The organism is Merdimonas faecis (assembly GCF_001754075.1).
Lineage (GTDB): Bacteria > Bacillota > Clostridia > Lachnospirales > Lachnospiraceae > Merdimonas > Merdimonas faecis.
Map to the genome: position 1 here is coordinate 143,823 of NZ_MIEH01000010.1, position 20,447 is coordinate 164,269.

At 47.1% G+C, this 20,447-nt stretch carries 14 protein-coding genes and 2 pseudogenes; all 16 read left to right on the forward strand.

Annotation, left to right across the window (positions count from 1 at the left end; translation table 11 throughout):
* The first annotated feature begins 125 nt into the window (after positions 1 to 125).
* Positions 126 to 1,823 (forward strand): carbon starvation CstA family protein, encoded by a 1,698-nt coding sequence (locus BKD12_RS05245; protein WP_070088272.1) that lies wholly within the window; start codon positions 126 to 128, stop codon positions 1,821 to 1,823.
* Positions 1,824 to 2,087: 264 nt separating this feature from the next.
* Positions 2,088 to 3,569: a MerR family transcriptional regulator gene (locus tag BKD12_RS05250; protein ID WP_070088273.1), complete on the forward strand. Its 1,482-nt coding sequence runs from the start codon at positions 2,088 to 2,090 to the stop codon at positions 3,567 to 3,569.
* A 98-nt stretch (positions 3,570 to 3,667) separates the two neighbouring features.
* Complete coding sequence (rhuM, locus tag BKD12_RS05255) at positions 3,668 to 4,660, forward strand: virulence RhuM family protein (protein WP_070088274.1); 993 nt, start codon at positions 3,668 to 3,670, stop codon at positions 4,658 to 4,660.
* A gap of 150 nt (positions 4,661 to 4,810) precedes the next feature.
* Positions 4,811 to 5,179 carry a hypothetical protein gene (locus tag BKD12_RS16700; protein WP_070088275.1) on the forward strand — a complete coding sequence of 123 codons (369 nt, stop codon included), beginning with the start codon at positions 4,811 to 4,813 and terminating at the stop codon, positions 5,177 to 5,179.
* 28 nt (positions 5,180 to 5,207) lie between these two features.
* A pseudogene (locus tag BKD12_RS05265) lies at positions 5,208 to 5,477 on the forward strand (DEAD/DEAH box helicase family protein); the annotation flags it as partial.
* Positions 5,478 to 5,644: 167 nt separating this feature from the next.
* Positions 5,645 to 6,184 (forward strand): DUF4062 domain-containing protein, encoded by a 540-nt coding sequence (locus BKD12_RS16400; RefSeq protein WP_083262839.1) that lies wholly within the window; start codon positions 5,645 to 5,647, stop codon positions 6,182 to 6,184.
* Between the two features lie 158 nt (positions 6,185 to 6,342).
* Positions 6,343 to 6,858, forward strand: coding sequence for a hypothetical protein (locus BKD12_RS16405; RefSeq protein WP_083262840.1), 516 nt, complete (start codon positions 6,343 to 6,345; stop codon positions 6,856 to 6,858).
* 10 nt (positions 6,859 to 6,868) lie between these two features.
* Positions 6,869 to 7,378: a hypothetical protein gene (locus BKD12_RS05275; RefSeq protein ID WP_070088277.1), complete on the forward strand. Its 510-nt coding sequence runs from the start codon at positions 6,869 to 6,871 to the stop codon at positions 7,376 to 7,378.
* Positions 7,379 to 7,521: 143 nt separating this feature from the next.
* Complete coding sequence (locus BKD12_RS05280; RefSeq protein WP_070088278.1) at positions 7,522 to 8,349, forward strand: ParA family protein; 828 nt, start codon at positions 7,522 to 7,524, stop codon at positions 8,347 to 8,349.
* The gene (locus BKD12_RS05285; RefSeq protein WP_070088279.1) at positions 8,303 to 9,235 is read left to right on the forward strand and encodes a ParB/RepB/Spo0J family partition protein; all 933 of its coding nucleotides are present in this window, start codon (positions 8,303 to 8,305) and stop codon (positions 9,233 to 9,235) included. The genes BKD12_RS05280 and BKD12_RS05285 overlap by 47 nt, the downstream gene beginning before the upstream one ends.
* 212 nt (positions 9,236 to 9,447) lie before the next feature.
* The gene (locus BKD12_RS05295; protein ID WP_070088281.1) at positions 9,448 to 13,677 is read left to right on the forward strand and encodes a SpaA isopeptide-forming pilin-related protein; all 4,230 of its coding nucleotides are present in this window, start codon (positions 9,448 to 9,450) and stop codon (positions 13,675 to 13,677) included.
* 152 nt (positions 13,678 to 13,829) lie between these two features.
* Positions 13,830 to 14,039: a hypothetical protein gene (locus tag BKD12_RS05300; protein ID WP_070088282.1), complete on the forward strand. Its 210-nt coding sequence runs from the start codon at positions 13,830 to 13,832 to the stop codon at positions 14,037 to 14,039.
* A complete protein-coding gene (locus BKD12_RS05305) occupies positions 14,036 to 14,302 on the forward strand; it encodes a hypothetical protein (RefSeq protein ID WP_070088283.1) in 267 nt (88 codons plus the stop codon). Before BKD12_RS05300 ends, BKD12_RS05305 begins: the two co-directional genes overlap by 4 nt.
* Entirely contained in the window at positions 14,289 to 14,645 is a 357-nt protein-coding gene (locus BKD12_RS05310; protein WP_070088284.1) for an LPD28 domain-containing protein, read from the forward strand. The genes BKD12_RS05305 and BKD12_RS05310 overlap by 14 nt, the downstream gene beginning before the upstream one ends.
* A gap of 871 nt (positions 14,646 to 15,516) precedes the next feature.
* Positions 15,517 to 15,870 (forward strand): TnpV protein, encoded by a 354-nt coding sequence (locus BKD12_RS16410; RefSeq protein ID WP_083262843.1) that lies wholly within the window; start codon positions 15,517 to 15,519, stop codon positions 15,868 to 15,870.
* 1,433 nt (positions 15,871 to 17,303) lie between these two features.
* A pseudogene (locus tag BKD12_RS17550) lies at positions 17,304 to 20,426 on the forward strand (N-6 DNA methylase); the annotation flags it as partial.
* Positions 20,427 to 20,447 lie beyond the last annotated feature (21 nt).

Genomic DNA, 20,447 nt, shown 5'->3' on the forward strand with positions numbered 1-20,447 from the left:
TAATAGAAAGCATCTTCTGGCAGAGTATTCTGCCAGGAGAGCTTTCTATTTTTTTCTGACGGGTATGGTCAGACGAGGGGTGTTCTTAATCATATGTTTTACGAGATTAAAGGAGAGTGGAGATTATGAACACATTAGTAATTGTACTGATCGCGGCAGTCTGCCTCTTTGCGGCATATGTACTGTATGGCAGATGGCTTGCGAAAAAATGGGGGATAGACCCGAAAGCAAAGACACCGGCTGTTATACATAATGACGGGCAGGACTATGTGCCGACGGACGGGTGGACCGTATTTGCACATCAGTTCTCATCTATTGCAGGTGCCGGGCCGGTTACCGGTGCGATCCAGGCGGCCGCCTTTGGCTGGCTACCGGTTCTTTTGTGGATCATCCTGGGGGGCATCTTTTTTGGAGCTGTTACTGACTTTGGGGCGCTGTATGCCAGTGTTAAAAATGACGGGAAATCCATGGGGCTTCTGATAGAGAAGTATATTGGAAAAACAGGAAGGAAGCTGTTCCTGGGATTCTGCTGGCTGTTCTGCCTGATCGTAATTGCCGCATTTGCGGATATGGTGGCAGATACGTTTAATGCATATGTTGTGACAGACGGTGTACAGACACTTGCTGAGAATGCAAAGATCAACGGCGCTGCAGGTAGTATTTCGCTGTTTTTCATTCTGTTTGCAGTGGTATTTGGGGTCGTACAGCACAAAATTAAACTGACCGGATGGAAGGAAGTTGTGTTTGGCCTGCTCTGCACCGTACTGGCGTTTGTTTTCGGTATGAATTTTCCAGTAATTCTCGGGAAAGAGATGTGGGTATATATTGCATTTATCTACATCTTTCTGGCGGCAGTCCTTCCGATGTGGTTTGTGATGCAGCCAAGAGACTATATGTCTACCTTTATGTTTATCGGGATGATCGCCGGAGCAGTCCTTGGACTGGTCTTTGCACATCCGACGATGAACCTTCCGGCATTTACAGGGTTTCAGAATGAAGGACTGGGGACATTATTCCCGATCTTGTTTGTTACGGTGGCCTGCGGAGCGGTTTCCGGATTCCACAGCCTTGTTTCATCAGGAACCTCCTCTAAGACAGTATCGAATGAAAAAGATATGCTTAAAGTAGGATATGGGGCAATGGTGCTGGAAAGCCTGCTTGCGGTTATCGCACTGTGCGTTGCCGGGGCCGCGGCTGGAGCTGACGGAACGGCAGCAGTGGGGACTCCGTTCCAGATCTTTTCTTCCGGCGTGGCAGGATTTCTGGAGATGTTCGGGATTCCGGTATATGTAGCACAGAGCTTTATGACTATGTGTGTGTCTGCGCTGGCGTTTACCACGCTGGATTCGGTTGCCAGGATTGGCCGGATGTCTTTCCAGGAATTGTTCAGTATAGATGATATGGAACATGCGGAAGGATGGAGAAAGGTTCTCTGCAATAAATATTTTGCCACGTTGATCACACTGGTGTTTGGATATATTCTGACACAGGTTGGTTATTCGAATATCTGGCCGCTGTTTGGAAGTGCCAACCAGCTGCTGAGCGCATTGGTGCTGATCACACTTTGTGTATTCTTAAAAGTGACCGGAAGGGAGCTGAAGACACTGGTACCTCCGTTCGTGATCATGCTGGTGGTAACATTCTCGGCACTGATCCAGAGGTTTATTGCGCTGGTTCAGGCTTTCTCAGCCGGAACAGGTGTGTTTATGGTGGAAGGCCTGCAGCTGATCGTGGCTGTGCTTCTGATGATCCTGGGCGTAACTATCGTATATACCTCCGGAAAGGAACTGATCCGGAAGAAAGCGGGAGAGCCGGCTGTATAAAGAGGTGCCCGACACAGTAATATAATTTGAAGTGAAAAGATACAGGACAGGCGGGATGCTGTCCTGTATTTTCTTTTGGAGAAGGATTTGCTATACTTGAGAAGAGACAAGCTTATCTTGCGAAAATCGATAGATATGTGCGGGGCGAGAGAAGTTTCGCTTGACTGTAAAGTGGCTTGACAGCTTATTTTGTATCCAGAAAGTGTATAGGCAGACTAGTATGTGGTATACGGGAAGGCGCTGCAGAACAGGAGGGGGAGGAAAATGACGATCAGGGAAATCGAAGAGCTATCCGGGATGCCCCGTGCGAATATCCGGTTTTACGAGGCGGAAGGATTATTAAGACCGGACCGTGATACGAATGGCTACCGTAATTATTCAGAAGAGGATCTTAGGATTCTGCAAAAGATCCGGCTTTTGAGAGCGTTGCATGTGAGCCTGGAGAATATCCGGCAGGTGGCTTCCGGAAAACGGCATTTGGAGGATGTGCTGAACTTTCATCTGCGCGCCCTAAGAGATCAGGAGGAAGATCACAGGAGTTCCAGGGAAATCTGTGAAAAGCTGTGTGTGGAACAGGCTGAGTTTGCTTCTTTTGACGCGGTCCCTTATCTGGATCTGCTGGAGAAGGACCCTGCCGGAGAGGATATTGGCTTTGAAAAATACGGATCTGATGCAGCGTATCCGTGGCAGAGGTTTTTTGCAAGAGAGCTGGATCTGAGTATTTACGGCCTGATCTGGAGTTGTTTCCTGTCGCTGGGGATGCATGTGAATATAAGAGAGTTGTCTGTGGGAATGATGATCTTAGGGATTGTGATGCAGATCCTGCTTCTGATTTTGGTGGAACCTTTTCTGCTCTGCTTAACTGGGACGACGCCTGGAAAGTGCCTGTTTGGATTTCGGGTGGCGGCGACTGAGGGACGGCGTCTTACCTGGAGGGAAGCGCTTGGCCGTACCTGGCAGGTACTGAAGCAGGGATACGGACTTCAGATTCCTATATATGAATGGATCTGCCTGTATCGGTCTTATCAGGCCTGCAAGGCCGGAAAGCTTCTGGGATGGGAAGAGGAGTCCCGGATAACGAAGAGCAGCTGTCGCCTTCCTGTCCGTGGAATCTTATATGTGGCGGTATCAGCATTTCTTGCAGCTGCCGGATTTTTTATCTGGCAGGCAGGAGCTATCCCGCAAAACAGAGGAGAGCTTACCCGGAGAGAATTCTGCGAGAACTACAATCAGATGCAGGAGTATTACGGAATCCACAGGCCGGTCAATCTGCCGGATACTCCGCTTTATCAATCAGTGGCACATCCAATGGTTTTAGACGAGAAGGGAGAATGGCAGGAACTCCCCGGGATTTCCCAGAACTTTGGCGGGGGATATTCTGCGCTTCCGGTTCTTGAGTTCAAGGAAGAACAGGGAAAAGTCAGGGAAATCCAGTTTTCACTCGCCTATGAAAATGAAAATGTTACAGTGACCTCCTACGGAGATTTTATGGCGCTGGCCGCACTTTCTTTTATCTGTGCACAGGAAGAATATTCCATTGTCCGGAATCCGCCGCAGGAAATCTATCGTGAAGTGCGGGCAAACGCCGACCAGTTTCAGGATTTCACAGTCTCAGCGGCAGGATGTGTTGTGGAGTGTCAGGTGGAGGAAACTGGTTACAGCTGGGCAGAGGGCGGAGAGGTGCGGACTCCGGTGTATGGAGAAGCCTCTTCCTATTGGCTTGAGTTTTCTGTCAGAAAGCTGTAAAGATCACTTATAAGCAGCATTGACAGGGAATAGGAGATAAGATAGAATGGAGAAAGAACATTTGTTCCCAGGAGCAAAGCGGGAAAGAGGTAAAATGGATGCAGGAATCGAATTTACTAATGTATACGACAGAAGACGGTTTAACAAAAATCGAGGCGACTTTTGTTAACGATACGGTATGGCTTTCTGTCGAGCAAATGGCTGAATTGTTTCAAAGAGATAGAAGTGTCATTGGAAAGCATATACGTAATATATTTAAAGAGGGGGAACTGAAAAAGGAATCAGTATGGGCAAAATTTGCCCATACTGCCGATGATGGGAAAACCTATCAGGTGGATTACTATAATCTAGACGTGATTATATCTGTGGGGTATAGAGTAAAATCTTTACGTGGTACCCAGTTTAGAATTTGGGCAACGAATATTTTGAAAGAATATATGCAAAAAGGCTTTGCTTTAGATGATGACCGGTTAAAACGCTTAGGGGGTGGAAACTATTTTGATGAATTATTAGAACGTATTCGTGATATTCGGTCATCAGAAAAGGTTTTTTGGAGAAAAGTGTTGGAGATTTATGCAACTAGTATTGATTATGATCCAAGAGCAGAAAGTTCGATTCTTTTCTTTAAACAGGTGCAGAACAAAATGCATTGGGCTGCACATAAGCATACAGCTGCAGAAGTGATATATCAAAGAGCGGATGCTGAGAAAGAACATATGGGATTAACTTCCTGGCAGGGGAAATCCATAAAGAGAGCAGATGTGGAAATCGCAAAAAACTATTTGAATAAAGATGAATTGGATGCATTAAATAAAATTGTTACCGCTTATTTGGATATTGCGGAGGTACATGCATTAAATCATGAGCCTATGTATATGAAAGACTGGCTGGAAACCATAGATGACTACTTGAAAATGACAAGAAGAGATATACTTAAGACTAAAGGGGCTGTTACACATAAGCAAGCATTAGAAAAAGCTCATAGTGAGTATGAAAAATATAAGAAAAAACAAGAAGACACATTATCACCAGTAGAACAGGCGTTTATTGAGAGTATAGGTAAATTGAGAAAAATAGAAGAGAAATATTAAAACTGGAATTAGGGAAACGAGGTTTCCCTAATTGATAGCAAGTTGTAATTTTGGGGGAGGAATAATGCATAATGAAGAAAAAACTTTTCGTTTTTCCATGAGAAAGCCATTTAAATATAAAAATTTTTTAGAAGAAAAAGAAAGAGGGAAATGATTAATCGCAATAGAAGGCTTGAAATCTTATCGCACGTCCAACCGTCGGTGCAGAAATCGAAGAATTGGCGATTCCCTAAAAGAATTGCATTTGACCGAGGGAAGAAATACCGGATTTCAGAATGTGCCAAAAAAGGAGCCAAAAAAGGAGCCGAAAAAGAGCTGAAAAAGGGAGCTGAAAGAAAACAGATAATGCTAGAACTTTTGTCTGAATATCTAATCATGACTCAAACAGACCTCATAGATAAATGGGAATTAACCAGAAAGCAGATTCAAACGGATATTAAGGAATTGAGAAATGAAGGCATTTTAGAACGCAAAGGCTCTAATAGAAATGGCTATTGGATTATAAAAAGAATGGATTAATCATTAACAAATAGAAGGATAAATCATCATGGATCATTTTGAATTAGTATCAGAATACAAACCAACCGGCGACCAGCCCCAGGCGATCGAGGCTTTAGTCAAAGGTTTTAAGGAAGGAAACCAGTGCGAGACCCTTTTAGGTGTCACTGGCTCCGGTAAAACCTTCACGATGGCAAATGTCATCCAGCAACTGAATAAACCGACGCTTATCATTGCTCATAACAAAACTCTGGCGGCACAGCTCTACGGCGAGTTCAAGGAATTCTTCCCGAACAATGCCGTAGAGTATTTCGTCTCCTAGTGTGCCGGAGCCGGAAAATGGGGGATATCTGGTGTTATTTGGCTCTGATTTGTCCATATTTTGTGGAGGGAACAGGATGGAATAGACTAGATGATATCATGTGGACAAAAAGATTTTGTGACTTTTTGCAGGGAGAATTCGTAATAAGAAAGAGGTAATATAAAATGAAATATAATTCTGGAGAAGCACGCAGACCGGCTGTATTTGTAAGTTCTACTTGTTATGATTTAAAGCAAATAAGACAGGATATAAGAGATTTTATAGAAGACGATTTAGGATATGAGGCTATATTATCGGAATATGATTCCTTTCCTATTGATCCCGACAAGGATACTATTAACAATTGTCTCAGAGTAGTAGAGCAAAGAGCTGATATAATGGTGCTCATCGTTGGCGGAAGATATGGATATATAACAGATCATGGAAATAAATCAATTACTAATTTAGAATATTTAAGGGCAAAATCAAAAGGTATTCCAATATTTGTTTTCGTAGATAGAAAAGTTATAGATATTCTTCCAATATGGAAAAAAAATAAAACAGCAGATTTTTCAAATGTTGTGGATTCTTCTAAAATCTTTGAGTTCGTTGATTTATTAAGGAATAAAGACAGCAACTGGGTTCACGAGTTTAATACGGGAAAAGATATTAAAAATTGCCTAAAAAAACAACTGGCATATCTAGTTAATGATAGTTTATATTAAGACGTCGTTTAAATAAAGAAGGGGTATCATTTAAAATATTACAATACTCAGGAAAAGTATTTGAATTATCTATTGAAAAACCGGATTTTTGGGAATATCTTCTATTTGCCGCAGCACTGAAAGATAATATCGAAAAACTGGATGATTTACGATATGATATGAAATATGGTATTTCTTTTGAGAAAACTGTTCAATATAGTGAACCTCAAGAAATTTTAGATTTTGTAGAATTGAAATGTAATGAACTAATTAATAGGAGCAGGTTACTTGGTATAGTGATCAATAAAGCATTTCAAGAAGCCATTGGAGAACCTGGGAAACCGGGAAATGCAGAATATATAATTTATGTGGCAGAAAAATTAATTGAAGTATATAAAAGTATTCATATGTGGTCTTTAGAATTTAAGAATATTGTTGTGCCAGAGGTATTTCAGAAATTGCTTGATTATGCTTCGGAGTTAAGTAAATCTATTATTGAAGATATTGAACATTTTATTGAGGATTATGATAAGAGAATAAATGAAGCGGTTAATGGATTAGAAGAAAGCTCTAAAAAGGAGAGTTTGTCATTTTCGCTTACTTTACGAAGTCCAGATATGACTAAAATCGATTCAGAAATTCATCGATTATTGAGTTTGTTGTCAACAGAAAATATTCAATCTGGTATGAGTTAAAAAAGAATTTATGAAAAAAAGAGTAAAATTATGGAAAAGAATTTCTCCGAGATTCAAAAATACTAAGCCATTTAGTCCTCAATTATATTCTCCACGTGAAAAGGTGCAAAATTATATCTGGATTTTTAAAATTGGGGATCCAGATGACAAACCATCTGTACCACACGGACATGCAAAGGATGTGGGATATAGATTGGATGTTTGGACTGGGAACATTTATCCCGCAGGAAAAGAAAGAAAAAATAGTATAGGCAAACTAAAGAAAAAGGAACTTCGTAAATTATATGCTGATCAGGGGTTTATAGACTTTGCAAAGAAGCAAATTGAATGGTATAGAGAAACATATCCACATATTAATTTTTATGTTCCAGAGTGGTTTGTGTTAAAGAGTGAACAACCGAAATTAATTGTAAAGTCTAAAGAAAAGCAAAGTAGTACATTTATATTTATAGGAAAGGCTTTTATCAATCAATATAGTTCACACATAGTAAGATATACAAACACGAAACCAGGCCAATAATAATTCAGAATACAGAAATTACATAGCCGGAAGGTTTTCAATTTACGAAAATTTTCCGGCTTTTTTCATGCCCATTTTTATACATAGCCATTTCCCTACACAGGAAGATGGCTATTAAATTTTTAGGAAAGGAGGAAACCGTTATGGCGAATTGCAAAGTGATTGCGATTGCCAACCAGAAAGGCGGAACAGGGAAAACCACTACCACCGTCAATTTAGGGATCGGACTTGCCAGAGAAGGGAAAAAGGTTTTTCTGGTGGACGCTGATCCACAGGGCGATCTGACAACCTCACTGGGATGGCCGGAGCAGGATAATCTTTCTGTGACACTTGCCACACAGTTAGAGGGGATTGTGGCTGACCGGGAAATGGATAGCCACGCCGGGATTTTACACCATGAAGAAGGCGTCGATCTGATCCCGTCCAATATTGAACTGGCAGGACTGGAAGTTATGCTTGTCAATGCCATGAGCCGGGAACTCACTCTGAAAAACTATCTCAATGAAGTGAAAAGAGGATACGACTATGTGCTGATTGACTGTATGCCGAGTTTAGGTATGCTGACGATTAATGCACTGGCAGCGTCTGACAGTGTGATTGTACCGGTACAGGCCCAGTATCTTCCAGCAAAGGGAATGACACAGCTCATGAAAACAATCGGTAAGGTACAAAGACAGATCAATCCGGCGTTGAAGGTGGATGGTGTTCTTTTGACACTTGCGGATATGCGGACCAATCTGGCTCGTGTGACCGCAGAGAGTATCCGGCAGAATTACGGGAGAATGGTTAAGGTTTATCAGACTGTCATTCCGGTTGGCGTGAAAGCAGCGGAAACAAGTGCCGCAGGACAGAGCATTTACAGCTATGACAAAAACAGTACAGTAGCAAAAGCCTATGCGTCATTTACAAGGGAGGTGGTACGGGATGGCGAAAGGCAGAGAAATAAAACTGCCCCTTCCCGCAGCAGATGATCTGTTCAGTACGCAGGAGGAACGTGACGAGGCGAAACGGGAGTTTATCGCAGATATTCCTCTGACAGAGATCAGCGACTTTCCTGACCATCCGTATAAGGTAAAGCAGGATGAAAGTATGCTGGAGCTGGCGGCAAGTATCCGGGAAAAAGGCGTGGTCAATCCTGCTCTGGTGCGCCCGAAACCGGAAGGCGGTTATGAAATGGTGGCAGGACACCGGAGAAAATTCGCCAGTGAGCTTGCCGGGAAAACGAATATGCCCTGTATTGTGCGAAATCTGACAGATGACGAGGCTACGATCATCATGGTGGACTCGAACCTGCAAAGGGAGAAAGTCTTACCGTCAGAAAAAGCCTTTGCCTATAAGATGAAACTGGACGCAATGAAACGGCAAGGACAACGGACAGACTTAACTTCTACCCCAGTGGAGCAGAAGTTATCAAAGTATTCAGTTGAGATTTTAGGAGAGGTTGTTGGAGAAAGTAGAAGTCAAATACAAAGATATATCCGCCTAACCGAACTCATTCCACCTATTCTGGATATGGTGGATGAGGGAAAGATTGCCATGCGTCCGGCAGTAGAGCTGTCTTACCTGCCGAAAGAGCAACAGCAGATACTTTTTGACACCATGGAACTGGAAGATTGTACCCCCAGCCACGCACAGGCAATCAAAATGCGGAAGTTTGCGGAGGCGGGAAAGCTGAATGAAGATGTGATCCTGTCGATTATGACTGAGGAAAAGCCGAACCAGGTGGAGCAGTTTAAAATCCCGAAAAAGAGGATTGACAAATATTTCTCTCCGGGAACTACGCCAAAGCAGATGGAGGACACGATCATTAAGGCACTGGAACTGTACCGCAGACGGGAGAGAGGACGGGAGAGATAAGAGGACACCAGGGGGAAAGTGGGTTCCTATGTGGCTTTCCAGTTTTCCCGATTTTCTGGTTTCCCCTCCCCACACCCTACCCCTTCCGGATTACCAGCAGTTTACCAGCCGAAAAAAGAATAAGGAGCCGGTGGCTATCCACATTCCGCCGGATCAGTACCCAGCCCTGCCAGCAAGCAGGGATTTTTTTATGTGGGCCGAAAGGCTCAGAAATGGAGGAGAATGAAGTGAAGAAAATCAAACAGTTATTCAGGAAAGGAGTCGCATTGGCACTGGCGGCGGTCACGACACTGTCCGTCCTTCCGGCTGCCACGGTATCGGCTGCGTCCCAGCGGGCAACGATCACATTCGCTTACTGCTATGACGGGAACGGGAATACCATCCGTTATCAGCAGACGGCGTCTCATAACGGAATTACGTTCAGCCATGCGGGAGAGGCCAGAACCCGGATCTATGCAGACGGGGATAATGCCTACTGTATCGAGCCGGGAATCTCCCTGCATACCGGGAACACACTGGAGAAGGACGCTTCTGTGGTGTGGAACAACTTAGGAAAGGCGAAACAGGACGCTGTAAATCTTGCCCTGCTGTATGGCGCGCAGGGCAGCATGGGCAGTCTGTCTGGCACGGAAGATGAGAAAGTCCTTGCGACACAGATGGTCATCTGGGAGATCGTGACCGGGTGCAGGAATGCCAGCGCCCCGTATGCTCAGACGGACGCCAAATTTTATAACAGCCTTTGCGTAGGCGGGGCGAACAGCGGGATAGCGGGGGCCTATCAGCAGATAATTTCCGGTATGGTCAGCCACGGAACCATCCCCAGCTTTGCGTCCGGAAGTACAGACAGCGCCCCCCAGGAACTGAAATGGGACGGCAAACAGTATGTGCTGAAACTGACAGACAGCAACGGCGTTCTGTCAAAATTCAATTTCACATCATCCAACAGTGATGTGAAACTCAGCACGTCCGGAAATACACTGACCATCACATCCAGTAAAGCGATTGCCGGGAACGTGCAGTTATCCGCAACCAAGAAGATCCCCACCGTGAGCAGCAGCGCCAAGCTGATCGCCTATGGAGATCCGTCTTTACAGGATATTGTCACGGGCGTGGAGAATACCGCAGCCGTGAAAGCATATCTGAATGTGAAAATCCCTTATGGGCATATCCAGATTGTGAAAACTTCCGAGGACGGTGTGGTGGCCGGATTGAAATTCCAGATCACGGGAAACGGGATTGACCAGACCGTTACCACCGGAGAGGATGGAACGATCAAGGTGGAGAACCTTCAGCCGGGAACCTATACGGTAACGGAGCTGACGGAGAACCGGTATGAACCGCAGAAAGCGCAGACAGTGGAGGTCAAAGGCGGGGAAACCGCTGCGGTGGATTTTTCCAATATCCTCAAGCGTGGAGATTTGAAAGTGACCAAGACTTCTGAGGACGGCCTGGTGGAAGGCATGAAGTTCCATCTCTACGGAACCTCTCTTTCCGGTATTCCGGTGGATGAGTATGCGGTTACGGACAGCGCAGGTGTTGCCATGTTTTCTGATATTCTGATCTCCGGCGATACGCCCTATACGCTGGAGGAAGTGGAGACAGCAGACCGGTATGTGGTTCCGGCGGACCAGAGCGTGACGGTCAACTGGAATGAAGTGACCAACGCTACCGTCCATAACGTGCTGAAAAAGTTCCGGGTAACCGTCGCAAAGACAGACCGGGAGACAGGAACCCCGCAGGGAGACGCTACGCTGGCAGGCGCAGTATACGGGATTTATGACGGGGATACGCTGATCGACACTTACACCACAGACGGCAACGGCAGTTTTACCACGAAATATTATGTGTGTGGAGACAACTGGACAATCCGGGAGATCAGCCCGTCCGAAGGGTATCTGCTGGATGAGACTTCCTACCATGTGGGAGCGGAGGCAACCCTTTATACGGTAGAGCTGAACGATACTTCCAATGATGTGACGGAACAGGTTATCAAGGGAAGAATTTCTATCATCAAGCACACGGATGACGGAAGTACGCAGATCGAAACACCGGAGGAAGGCGCAGAGTTCCAAGTGTATTTAAAGAGTGCAGGCAACTATGACAGCGCAAAGGACAGCGAGCGGGATACGCTGGTGTGTGATGAGAACGGATATGCCGAGACGAAAGACCTGCCTTATGGCATTTATACGGTACACCAGACAAAAGGCTGGGAAGGCCGGGAGATGATCGGAGACTTTGATGTGTATATCAGCAGTGACGGAGAAGTTTACCGCTACCTCATCAACAACCGCCTGTTTGAATCCTATATCAAAGTAGTCAAGAAAGACGCAGAAACGGGAAACACCATCCCCCTTGCGGGAGCCGGGTTCCAGATCTATGACGAATCCGGGAACCTTGTGACCATGCAGTATACCTATCCGGAAGTCACAAAGCTGGATACTTTCTATACCGGAAGTGACGGTTATCTGATCACACCGGAGGTACTGCCTTATGGAAATTACACATTAGTGGAGGTACAGGCTCCTTATGGGTATGTACTGGACAGTACGCCGGTTCCATTTACAGTATCTGAGGAACAGTCCGGGGAGGACAGCGGAGTGACTGTGATCACGGTGGAAAAAGAGGATATGCCGCAGAAAGGCAAGATCCTTGTGAGCAAAACCGGCGAGGAATTTTCTTCTGTGCAGGTGTCCGGAGACGGTGTGGTGGACAAAGACGGGAACCTTGCGGAAGGCGAGAATATTTACACGCCTGTTTATGCAGTAACCGGGCAGGCCGGGGCGGTATATGAAGTGATCGCCGCCGAGGACATTGTGACGCCGGACGGAACCGTGCGGGCAAACGCCGGGGATGTGGTGGATACCATTACCACAGATGAGGAAGGCAAGGCAGAGACAAAAGAACTGTATCTGGGAAAATACCAGATCGTGGAAAAGACAGCGCCGGACGGTCTGGTGCTGAATACAGAAACCCATGAGGTGGAGCTGACCTATGCCGGACAGGAGGTATCTGTAACAGAAGCGGACACCGCTTTCTATAATGAGCGGCAGAAAGTGACGGTTGACCTCACAAAGACACTGGAACAGGATGAGATCTTTGGAATCGGAAATGCGGGAGAAATCCAGAACGTAGCCTTTGGACTGTATGCCGCAGAGGATCTGACAGCAGCGGACGGTTCCGTGATCCCGGCGGACGGTCTGATCGAGATCGTGTTCTGCAGTGCAGAGGGAACCGCCGCATTTCACACAGACCTGCCGTTTGGCAAGTATTATGTGAAAGAAGTTGCCACGGATCAGCATTATCTTTTGTCAGAAGAAACCTATCCTGTGGACTTTACCTACCAGGGGCAGGATACCGCTGTTGTCCATATTTCTGCAAATGAGGGAAATGCCATTGAGAATGAACTGATCCGGGGAAAAATCTCCGGACGGAAAGTAGATACGGACGGGGAGGCACTGGAAGGCGCAACAATCGGTCTGTTTTCCGCAGGTGCAGAAGAATTTACGGAAGAAACCGCCTTAATGGTAACAACTTCTGATGAGGACGGAGCCTTTGCATTTGAGGATGTACCCTTTGGCAGATGGATCGTCCGGGAGATTGCAAGCCCGGAAGGATATGTGCTGAATGAGGCCCTCCACTATGTATCGGTTACGGAAGATGAGGAAGTGATCGAGGTGGAGCTGATTAACAAACTCATTGAGGGCAGTGTCCGTCTTACAAAAGTGGACGCAGAATATCCGGCGAACAAGCTGACGGGCGCTGTATTTGAGCTGTATGAGGATACGGACAAAGACCAGAAACTGACCGAAAAGGATGAACTTGTGGGAGAAATCCCGGAAATCTCAGAAGGCATTTACCAGACGGACGGTCTGCTCTACGGAGGATATTTTGTGAAAGAAAAGACTGCCCCGGAAGGCTTTAAGCTGGATGAGAACGCCTATTACTTTGAGATCAGCGAGGACGGAAAGATTGTAGATGTGGAAAATGAGGCGGGCATTGGCTTTATAAATCAGCCGATTACCGGGAAACTGGAACTGACCAAGACAGATGTTGCGGATGGGAAACCTCTTCCAAACGCCGGATTCCGCATTAAGGACGAAGATGGAAATATCGTTGCCACAGGCGTAACAGATGAGAACGGGATCGCCATCTTTACTCTGCGGTATGGAAAATACACCTATCAGGAGTACAATGCGCCGGAAGGCTATGAGATTGATGAGTCCGAATACGCCTTTGAGATCAAGGAGGACGGACAGATCGTAAAGGCTACTATGACCAATGAAAAGATCCCGGAGGAATTGATTACGACACCAAAGACCGGGGATGACAGCAGACCGGGCCTGTGGATCGGGTTATCTGCCCTGTCCGGAGCAGGTGTGGCAGTCTTTGGTATTCTGACCGCAGTGAAAATGAGAAAAAGGAAGGGGGAAGATAAAGCATGAACGCAAAGATGTGGATCACGGTCATTTTAGTGGTATTTATCGCAGGGGCATTGATCTGGCTGAATCTGCGGAACCGTAAGAAATAGACAGAATGTGACAGGAGGCGGCGGTCAGCCGCCTCTTTACATACCGGACGAAAGGAGGTGTAAAAGTTGGCACAGATCAACCATAAGGCTGTCCGTTCCCTCTCAAAGCTGATGGAGGCGGGATTTGACAGTGAAAAAACAGTCTTAAATATGACAATGGATGATATTTTGTCTCTGCCGGGGATCACAGTGGCAGAAATCGGGATGATCAATGAGATCCAGAAAGCAGTAAAAGCCGGGAAATTTATCACATTTTTGGGAGGAGGGGAGATATGAGCAGTGGAAACATGATCTGCTTTACAGACAGCCGGGAAACCCCGCTTTTTTCTCTCTCAGACAGTTCTTTTCTGCGTCTGGAGTATGACAACGGGGATTGCTCCTGCGCTTTCTGTCGTTACCACAGTGAGGAACAGGTGGAAATAGATGGAAAGTGCAGGAATATCCGTCAGTTTGCAAAGCAGATGGAGAAGAATGGAATCCGGTATCGGCCCATGAGTGAGAAAAAGAGGAAAGGAGTCAGAACACATGGCAAGATATAACGCAATGGAAGAAACCTTTACAGAAGTCCGGGTGTTAGGGAAACCAGCCCTTTTTCATGATCTGAGGATTGACCGGAGTACCGTACCAAAAGGGCTGTATTTATATGAAGTGCGGCATGATGATGAAGGGTGGGGAGATCCGGTGCAGATTGCAAAGGGGATCATGGTCAATCATTTTGGCTCTATTATTACCCGTGAACCCATCAGACTGCCACCACACGGGTATTTAGATATTGATCCAGAAAAGGACTGGGATTTTTGTGATGGAGATTGCCGCACAGTCCGGGAGTTTATGGAAAAATACCCACCTGCCCGGCAGAAGGAAAAAGAACAGGAACGATAGGAGGACAGAGTTGTGGCAAAGAAGAAATATGATCTGATCACAGACCTCTATGCTGAGGCGGTCAAGGAAGTAACTGCCAGTCCGGAAAACTGGCTGTCTTTCCTGCGCTCTGCCTGCCGGAACTTCCGGCTGCCTTTTGATGACCAGATTCTAATCTATGCACAGCGCCCACAGGCGTCCGCAGTGCTGCCTATGAAAGTTTGGAATGAGAAGTTTGGACGGTGGGTAAAGCGGGATTCCAAAGGAATCGCCGTTTTTGACAAGGACAGTCCGAAACTGCGGCTGAAATATTATTATGACGTTTCCGATACGCAAGAAGGGCGTTTCCGCCGCCTGCTCCGGCCAGTGCCTTTGTGGGAAGTGCCGGAAGAATATCAGCCGGATGTGCGGGAAACCCTTGCCAATGCTTTTGGTGTGGATGAGACAGTGACAGGATTTGCGGAAACCATACTGGAGGCGGCAAAGATTGCGGCAGAAGATAACTTGGCGGATTATCTGCCGGATCTGCTTGCAGGACGGAAAGGCAGTTATCTGGAAGAGGTGGACGAGTACAACGTAGAGGTGGAAGCCCGACAGCTTTTAGCGGCCAGCACTGCTTATATGGTCATGGTACGGTGCGGCGTGGATACTGACCTGTATCTGGACACAGAGGATTTCCGGAATATCACGGATTTTAATACGCCGGAAATGGTCAACCTGTTTGGCGTTGCGGCCAGTGATGTGGCGGAAATGGCATTATCCGAGATTTCCGATACCGTCCATAAGCTGAGAAAGGCAGAGAGAAAGAAAAATCGTACCTTTGCCGGAAGAGAGGCAGGCCGATATAATGAAAGCGAAAACAGAGAACAGATTACAGAAAGGGGCGTTACACATGAGAGCGATCACATACAGCAGACAGGGCGATTATCTTCTTCCGGATCTGACCGTGCCGGACGAACCGGAAGTACACCGTGGGAAGTACGCTTCCCTCCGTCATACTTATCTGAAAAATTACCGGTATGGGATGTATCTGAACCTGCTGACAAAAGGAGAACTGAACCGACATCTGAACGAAGTGCAGAGAGAGGCACAGGAGAGGATGGAAGTTCTGACCGAACAGATGAAAGCAGCCTGGGGCGTGACAGAGGAACTGAAAGCGAAAGACCAGATGGCGTGGGTACAGCAGATGAACAACATCCGGCAGGCAGCGGAAGAGATCGTGATGAAAGAGCTGATCTACAGCTAACCGGACAGGAACCACAGTCGGAAGAGGAAAGGCAGGAACCGACTGCAGAGCCACAGCTAACGGTGGCAGAACAACAGACATTTTTGGAAGAACTGGCAGGAGAGGAATCTCCTGCTTTTTCTATGCCACAGGAAATCATCGACCATGCACTGCAGATGGGGTCTTCCTTTGAACATGGCAAATACAGAATTTACTCCTATTTTCTGCAAGGACACAGCAATAAGGAGAGAGCAGATTTTTTAAAACAGGAATACGGGATATGGGGATCAGGATCGGACTATTTAGGAGAAAAATTTAACCGGGGAACCAGTGCAAAAGGGTATTTTATCAAATGGAAAGACTATGAAACTACCCTGAAATGGACAGCGGTTGCAAAACGGATCGAGGAACTGATTTCTGTCGGACGGTATATGACAGAAAAGGAACTGGAGTATATCCCGGAGTATGAAAAAGGAGTTCTGGCGAGAGGTATTTATAACTTTTTCTATCATCAGCCGGAGACGTTTTTACGTCCGTATCCGTATGGCTCAGATTATCATAGAGCGATAGACCAGATCCGTCCGCAGCTTGATGATCCAAACCGGGTAAAAGAAATCCTTTCCATGATGGAAGAGGTTCTTGCGGGAACCGCAGATTACGATCAGCGATACCCGTCTATGCAACAGGCGCACCAGGACCTTACGGATTACCGGGACGGAGCGTTCAGCTTATTTACTCCAATACCAGCCGAAAGAGAAAACACGCAGGCTCCCCCGGAGCCTGTCCCGGCACAGAGCCGGGAAGAGGTTCTGGCCGGACGTCTCAATGCGTTTTACCAGTCATATGACTGGTATGAATATCAGGATACAATTGAGGCAGGAGAGGCACAGGAAGATGTTCTGCGCCAGTTGCAGGAACAGTTGGAAGATCCCCAGTCTGTGCAGGAAATTTACAGTTATCTGATCCGTGTCCGGGAAGGGATGGACACGGAGGATGAAAACTATTCCGAAGTGTCTGAACTGATCGCCGGGATTGCAGACTTACCTGCTATGAATCCGCCTTATGACCTGCAGGTGGATACGATTGTCACAATAGGCACAAAGGAATATTCCATTGACTTTATCTCCGATGAGATGGTGGTTCTGCGTGACCAGATGTATCCGCTCTTCACAGAGGAAATGCCAAGAGAGGTGTTTGACCGCCGGGTACGGGAAAATCCGGCGAATGATCATCTGAAGGTATACAGGAAACCATCAGAGGAACCAGCCGAAAAAGACAAGGAGGAACCGGCTCCCACACAGGAAATGGCGCAGGAGCAGGAGGACGGATTTACCGGGATAAAACCGGAGGACAATCCTTTTGAGAAGGAACCGGAAGAAGTTCTGGAGGATCTGGCCCCGGCATGGGCACAGAAGAAACCTGCCGGGAGGGTAAGAGGGTTTGATCTGCACCCGGAAATTCCCCAGGAGAGCCGCAGCCAGTATCGGATCACGGATGAGCATTTGGGGGAGGGCACCGCTAAAGAGAAGTTCCGTGCGAATCTCATGGCGATCCAGCTATTGAAGAAGTGTGAGGAAGAAAACCGCTTTGCTACGCCAAAGGAACAGGAGATCCTTTCCGGATATGTTGGCTGGGGCGGCTTATCTGACGCTTTTGACGAGACGAAATCTTCCTGGTCAACGGAATATCTGGAATTAAAGACGGTCCTGACAGAGGAAGAATATACTGCTGCGAGACAGTCCACACTGACCGCCTTTTATACGCCGCCGGTGGTCATCAGCGCCATGTATCAGGCGTTGGAGAACATGGGATTGAAATCCGGGAACATTCTGGAGCCAAGCTGCGGAACGGGAAATTTTATCGGACGGCAACCGGAGAGTTTGTCTGACTGCAAGGTTTACGGTGTGGAGATCGACAGCATTTCCGCCCGGATCGCACAGCAGCTTTACCAGAAGTCCACCATCGCTGCTCAGGGCTTTGAGGACGCAGATCTGCCGGACAGCTTTTTTGATGTAGTCATAGGAAATGTGCCGTTTGGAAGTTATAAGGTGTTGGACAGGAAATACGATAAGTACAACTTTCTGATCCACGACTATTTTATCGCAAAATCCATTGACAAGACGAGGCCGAAAGGTGTGCTTGCACTGATTACGTCCAACGGGATCAGCGGCGGGACAATGGATAAGCGGGATGACCGGGTGCGGAGATATATCGCCCAGCGGTGCGACCTGTTAGGTGCGATCCGCCTGCCAAATAATGCTTTCCTTGCCAATGCCGGTACAGAGATCAATACAGATATTCTCTTTTTCCAGAAGCGGGAGACGCCGAGAGACTTAAATGTGGATCTGCCGGACTGGGTGGAAGTGGAGAAGATCTATGAAAATGACCATGTGAATGAACAGGGCGAGAGCCGACACCGGGTGGTCAGTATCAATCCCTATTTTCAGCAGCACCCGGAAATGGTACTGGGCGAGCAGGAGATCGTGTCCGGCCCGTATGGGCCACAGCTTGTATGCAAGCCTTATCCAGACAGGGATTTAAAGGAACTTCTGGAGCAGGCAGTGGAGAACCTTGAGGCGGAGATCACGGATTATGAGGCGGAAGAGTTGGTGGAGGAAGAGGACCATTCCATCCCGGCTGATCCGTCTGTGGCAAACTTTTCCTATACGGTTTATGACGGGAAGATCTATTACCGGGAAAACAGCCGCATGAAACCGGTGGAACTATCCGTGACAGCGCAGAACCGTGTGAAAGGCATGATTGCTATCCGGGACTGTACCAGGGAGCTGATCGCTTACCAGACCGAAGGGTATCCCGATGAAGAGATTGAAAGACAGCAGAAAAAGCTGAACCATTTGTATGATCTGTTTCAGAGAAAGTATGGACTGCTGAATTCCAGGGCAAACAGTATGGCGTTTTCTGATGACAGCAGTTACCCTCTTCTCTGTTCCCTTGAGATTGTGGCAGAGGACGGAACGCTGGAACGGAAGGCGGATATGTTCACGAAACGGACCATCAAGCCTCACGAGACGGTAACGAAAGTGGATACCGCAAGTGAGGCTTTATCTCTGTCCCTTTCTGAGAAAGCCTGCGTGGACATGGAGTATCTGTGTTCCCTGACCGGGAAAAGCGCCGGCGAGGTGGAAGAAGAACTAAAAGGCGTGATCTTCCGTCTGCCGGAGTCTGAGGGCATGGAGCAGCCCCGGTTTGTATCTGAGGACGAGTATCTTTCCGGCAACGTGCGAAAGAAACTGCGGGAGGCAAAGCAAGCAGCGGAAATCTCGGAAACATACCGGAGCAATGTGGAGGCACTGGAAAAAGTACAGCCCAAGGATCTGACCGCTTCTGAGATCAGTGTACGATTGGGAGCCACATGGATACCGGAATCGGATATCGCAGATTTTATGTTTGAACTGTTGCAGACGCCGAACTATTCCCAGTGGAAGATCAAAGTCCATTTCTCCCGGCATACCGGGGAATGGAATATCGAAGGGAAGAGCATGGACCGGGGAAATCCCCGTGTTACCAATACCTATGGAACAAACCGGGTAAATGCCTATAAGATCATAGAAGATACGCTGAATCTGCGGGATACCCGTGTGTTTGACTATGTGGAGGATGAGGAGGGAAAACGTAAGCCAATCCTGAACAGAAAGGAAACCGCCATTGCACAGGGAAAGCAGGATCTGATCAAGCAGGCGTTCCAGGAATGGATCTGGAGAGATCCGGAGCGCAGACAGAGGCTGACCGCAGATTATAATGAGCAGTTTAATTCCATCCGCCCAAGGGAGTATGACGGGAGCCATCTGCATTTCTATGGCATGAACCCGGAAATTACTTTGCGGAAACACCAGAAGGACGGCGTGGCCCGGATCATTTACGGCGGGAATACGCTGCTGGCCTATGTGGTGGGCGCAGGAAAGACCTATACGATGGTGGCGGCTGCGATGGAGTGCAAACGGTTGGGGCTGTGCAATAAATCTATGGTCGTGGTGCCAAATCACATCATCGAGCAGTTCGCCGCTGAGTGGCTCCAGCTTTATCCGGCAGCAAATATTTTAGTGGCAACGAAAAAAGATTTTGAGAAGAAAAACCGGAAAAAGTTCTGCGGCAGGATTGCTACCAGCGACATTGACGCCGTGATCATCGGGCACTCCCAGTTTGAGAAGATTCCCTTAAGTGTCGAGCGGCAGGAACGTATGCTGCAGATGGAGATTGACGAAATCATCGAAGGAATCGCAGAGGCAAAAAAGATCCAGGGGAGCCGTTTTACGGTAAAACAGATGGAGCGGACCAAGAAATCACTGGAAACACGTCTGAAACGGCTCCATGACCAAAGCCGGAAAGATGATATGATCACGTTTGAGGAACTGGGCGTAGACCGTTTGTTTGTGGATGAGGCGGACGGCTATAAGAACCTTTACCTGACAACCAAGATGCGGAATGTGGGAGGGGTCGCACAGACCGAAGCGCAGAAATCCTCTGATATGTATATGAAATGCCGCTATCTGGATGAGATCACGGGAGGAAAGGGGGTAATCTTTTCAACAGGAACACCGGTCAGCAATTCTATGGTAGTGCGCCCGTAAGGGGCTGTA

What these genes read in the sequence shown, in the direction of transcription:
- BKD12_RS05245 (WP_070088272.1), top strand. Translation starts at nt 126, where the DNA reads ATGAACACATTAGTAATTGTACTGATCGCGGCAGTCTGCCTCTTTGCG.
- BKD12_RS05250 (WP_070088273.1), top strand. Translation starts at nt 2,088, where the DNA reads ATGACGATCAGGGAAATCGAAGAGCTATCCGGGATGCCCCGTGCGAAT.
- rhuM (WP_070088274.1), top strand. Translation starts at nt 3,668, where the DNA reads ATGCAGGAATCGAATTTACTAATGTATACGACAGAAGACGGTTTAACA.
- BKD12_RS16700 (WP_070088275.1), top strand. Translation starts at nt 4,811, where the DNA reads ATGATTAATCGCAATAGAAGGCTTGAAATCTTATCGCACGTCCAACCG.
- BKD12_RS16400 (WP_083262839.1), top strand. Translation starts at nt 5,645, where the DNA reads ATGAAATATAATTCTGGAGAAGCACGCAGACCGGCTGTATTTGTAAGT.
- BKD12_RS16405 (WP_083262840.1), top strand. Translation starts at nt 6,343, where the DNA reads ATGAAATATGGTATTTCTTTTGAGAAAACTGTTCAATATAGTGAACCT.
- BKD12_RS05275 (WP_070088277.1), top strand. Translation starts at nt 6,869, where the DNA reads ATGAAAAAAAGAGTAAAATTATGGAAAAGAATTTCTCCGAGATTCAAA.
- BKD12_RS05280 (WP_070088278.1), top strand. Translation starts at nt 7,522, where the DNA reads ATGGCGAATTGCAAAGTGATTGCGATTGCCAACCAGAAAGGCGGAACA.
- BKD12_RS05285 (WP_070088279.1), top strand. Translation starts at nt 8,303, where the DNA reads ATGGCGAAAGGCAGAGAAATAAAACTGCCCCTTCCCGCAGCAGATGAT.
- BKD12_RS05295 (WP_070088281.1), top strand. Translation starts at nt 9,448, where the DNA reads ATGGAGGAGAATGAAGTGAAGAAAATCAAACAGTTATTCAGGAAAGGA.
- BKD12_RS05305 (WP_070088283.1), top strand. Translation starts at nt 14,036, where the DNA reads ATGAGCAGTGGAAACATGATCTGCTTTACAGACAGCCGGGAAACCCCG.
- BKD12_RS05310 (WP_070088284.1), top strand. Translation starts at nt 14,289, where the DNA reads ATGGCAAGATATAACGCAATGGAAGAAACCTTTACAGAAGTCCGGGTG.
- BKD12_RS16410 (WP_083262843.1), top strand. Translation starts at nt 15,517, where the DNA reads ATGAGAGCGATCACATACAGCAGACAGGGCGATTATCTTCTTCCGGAT.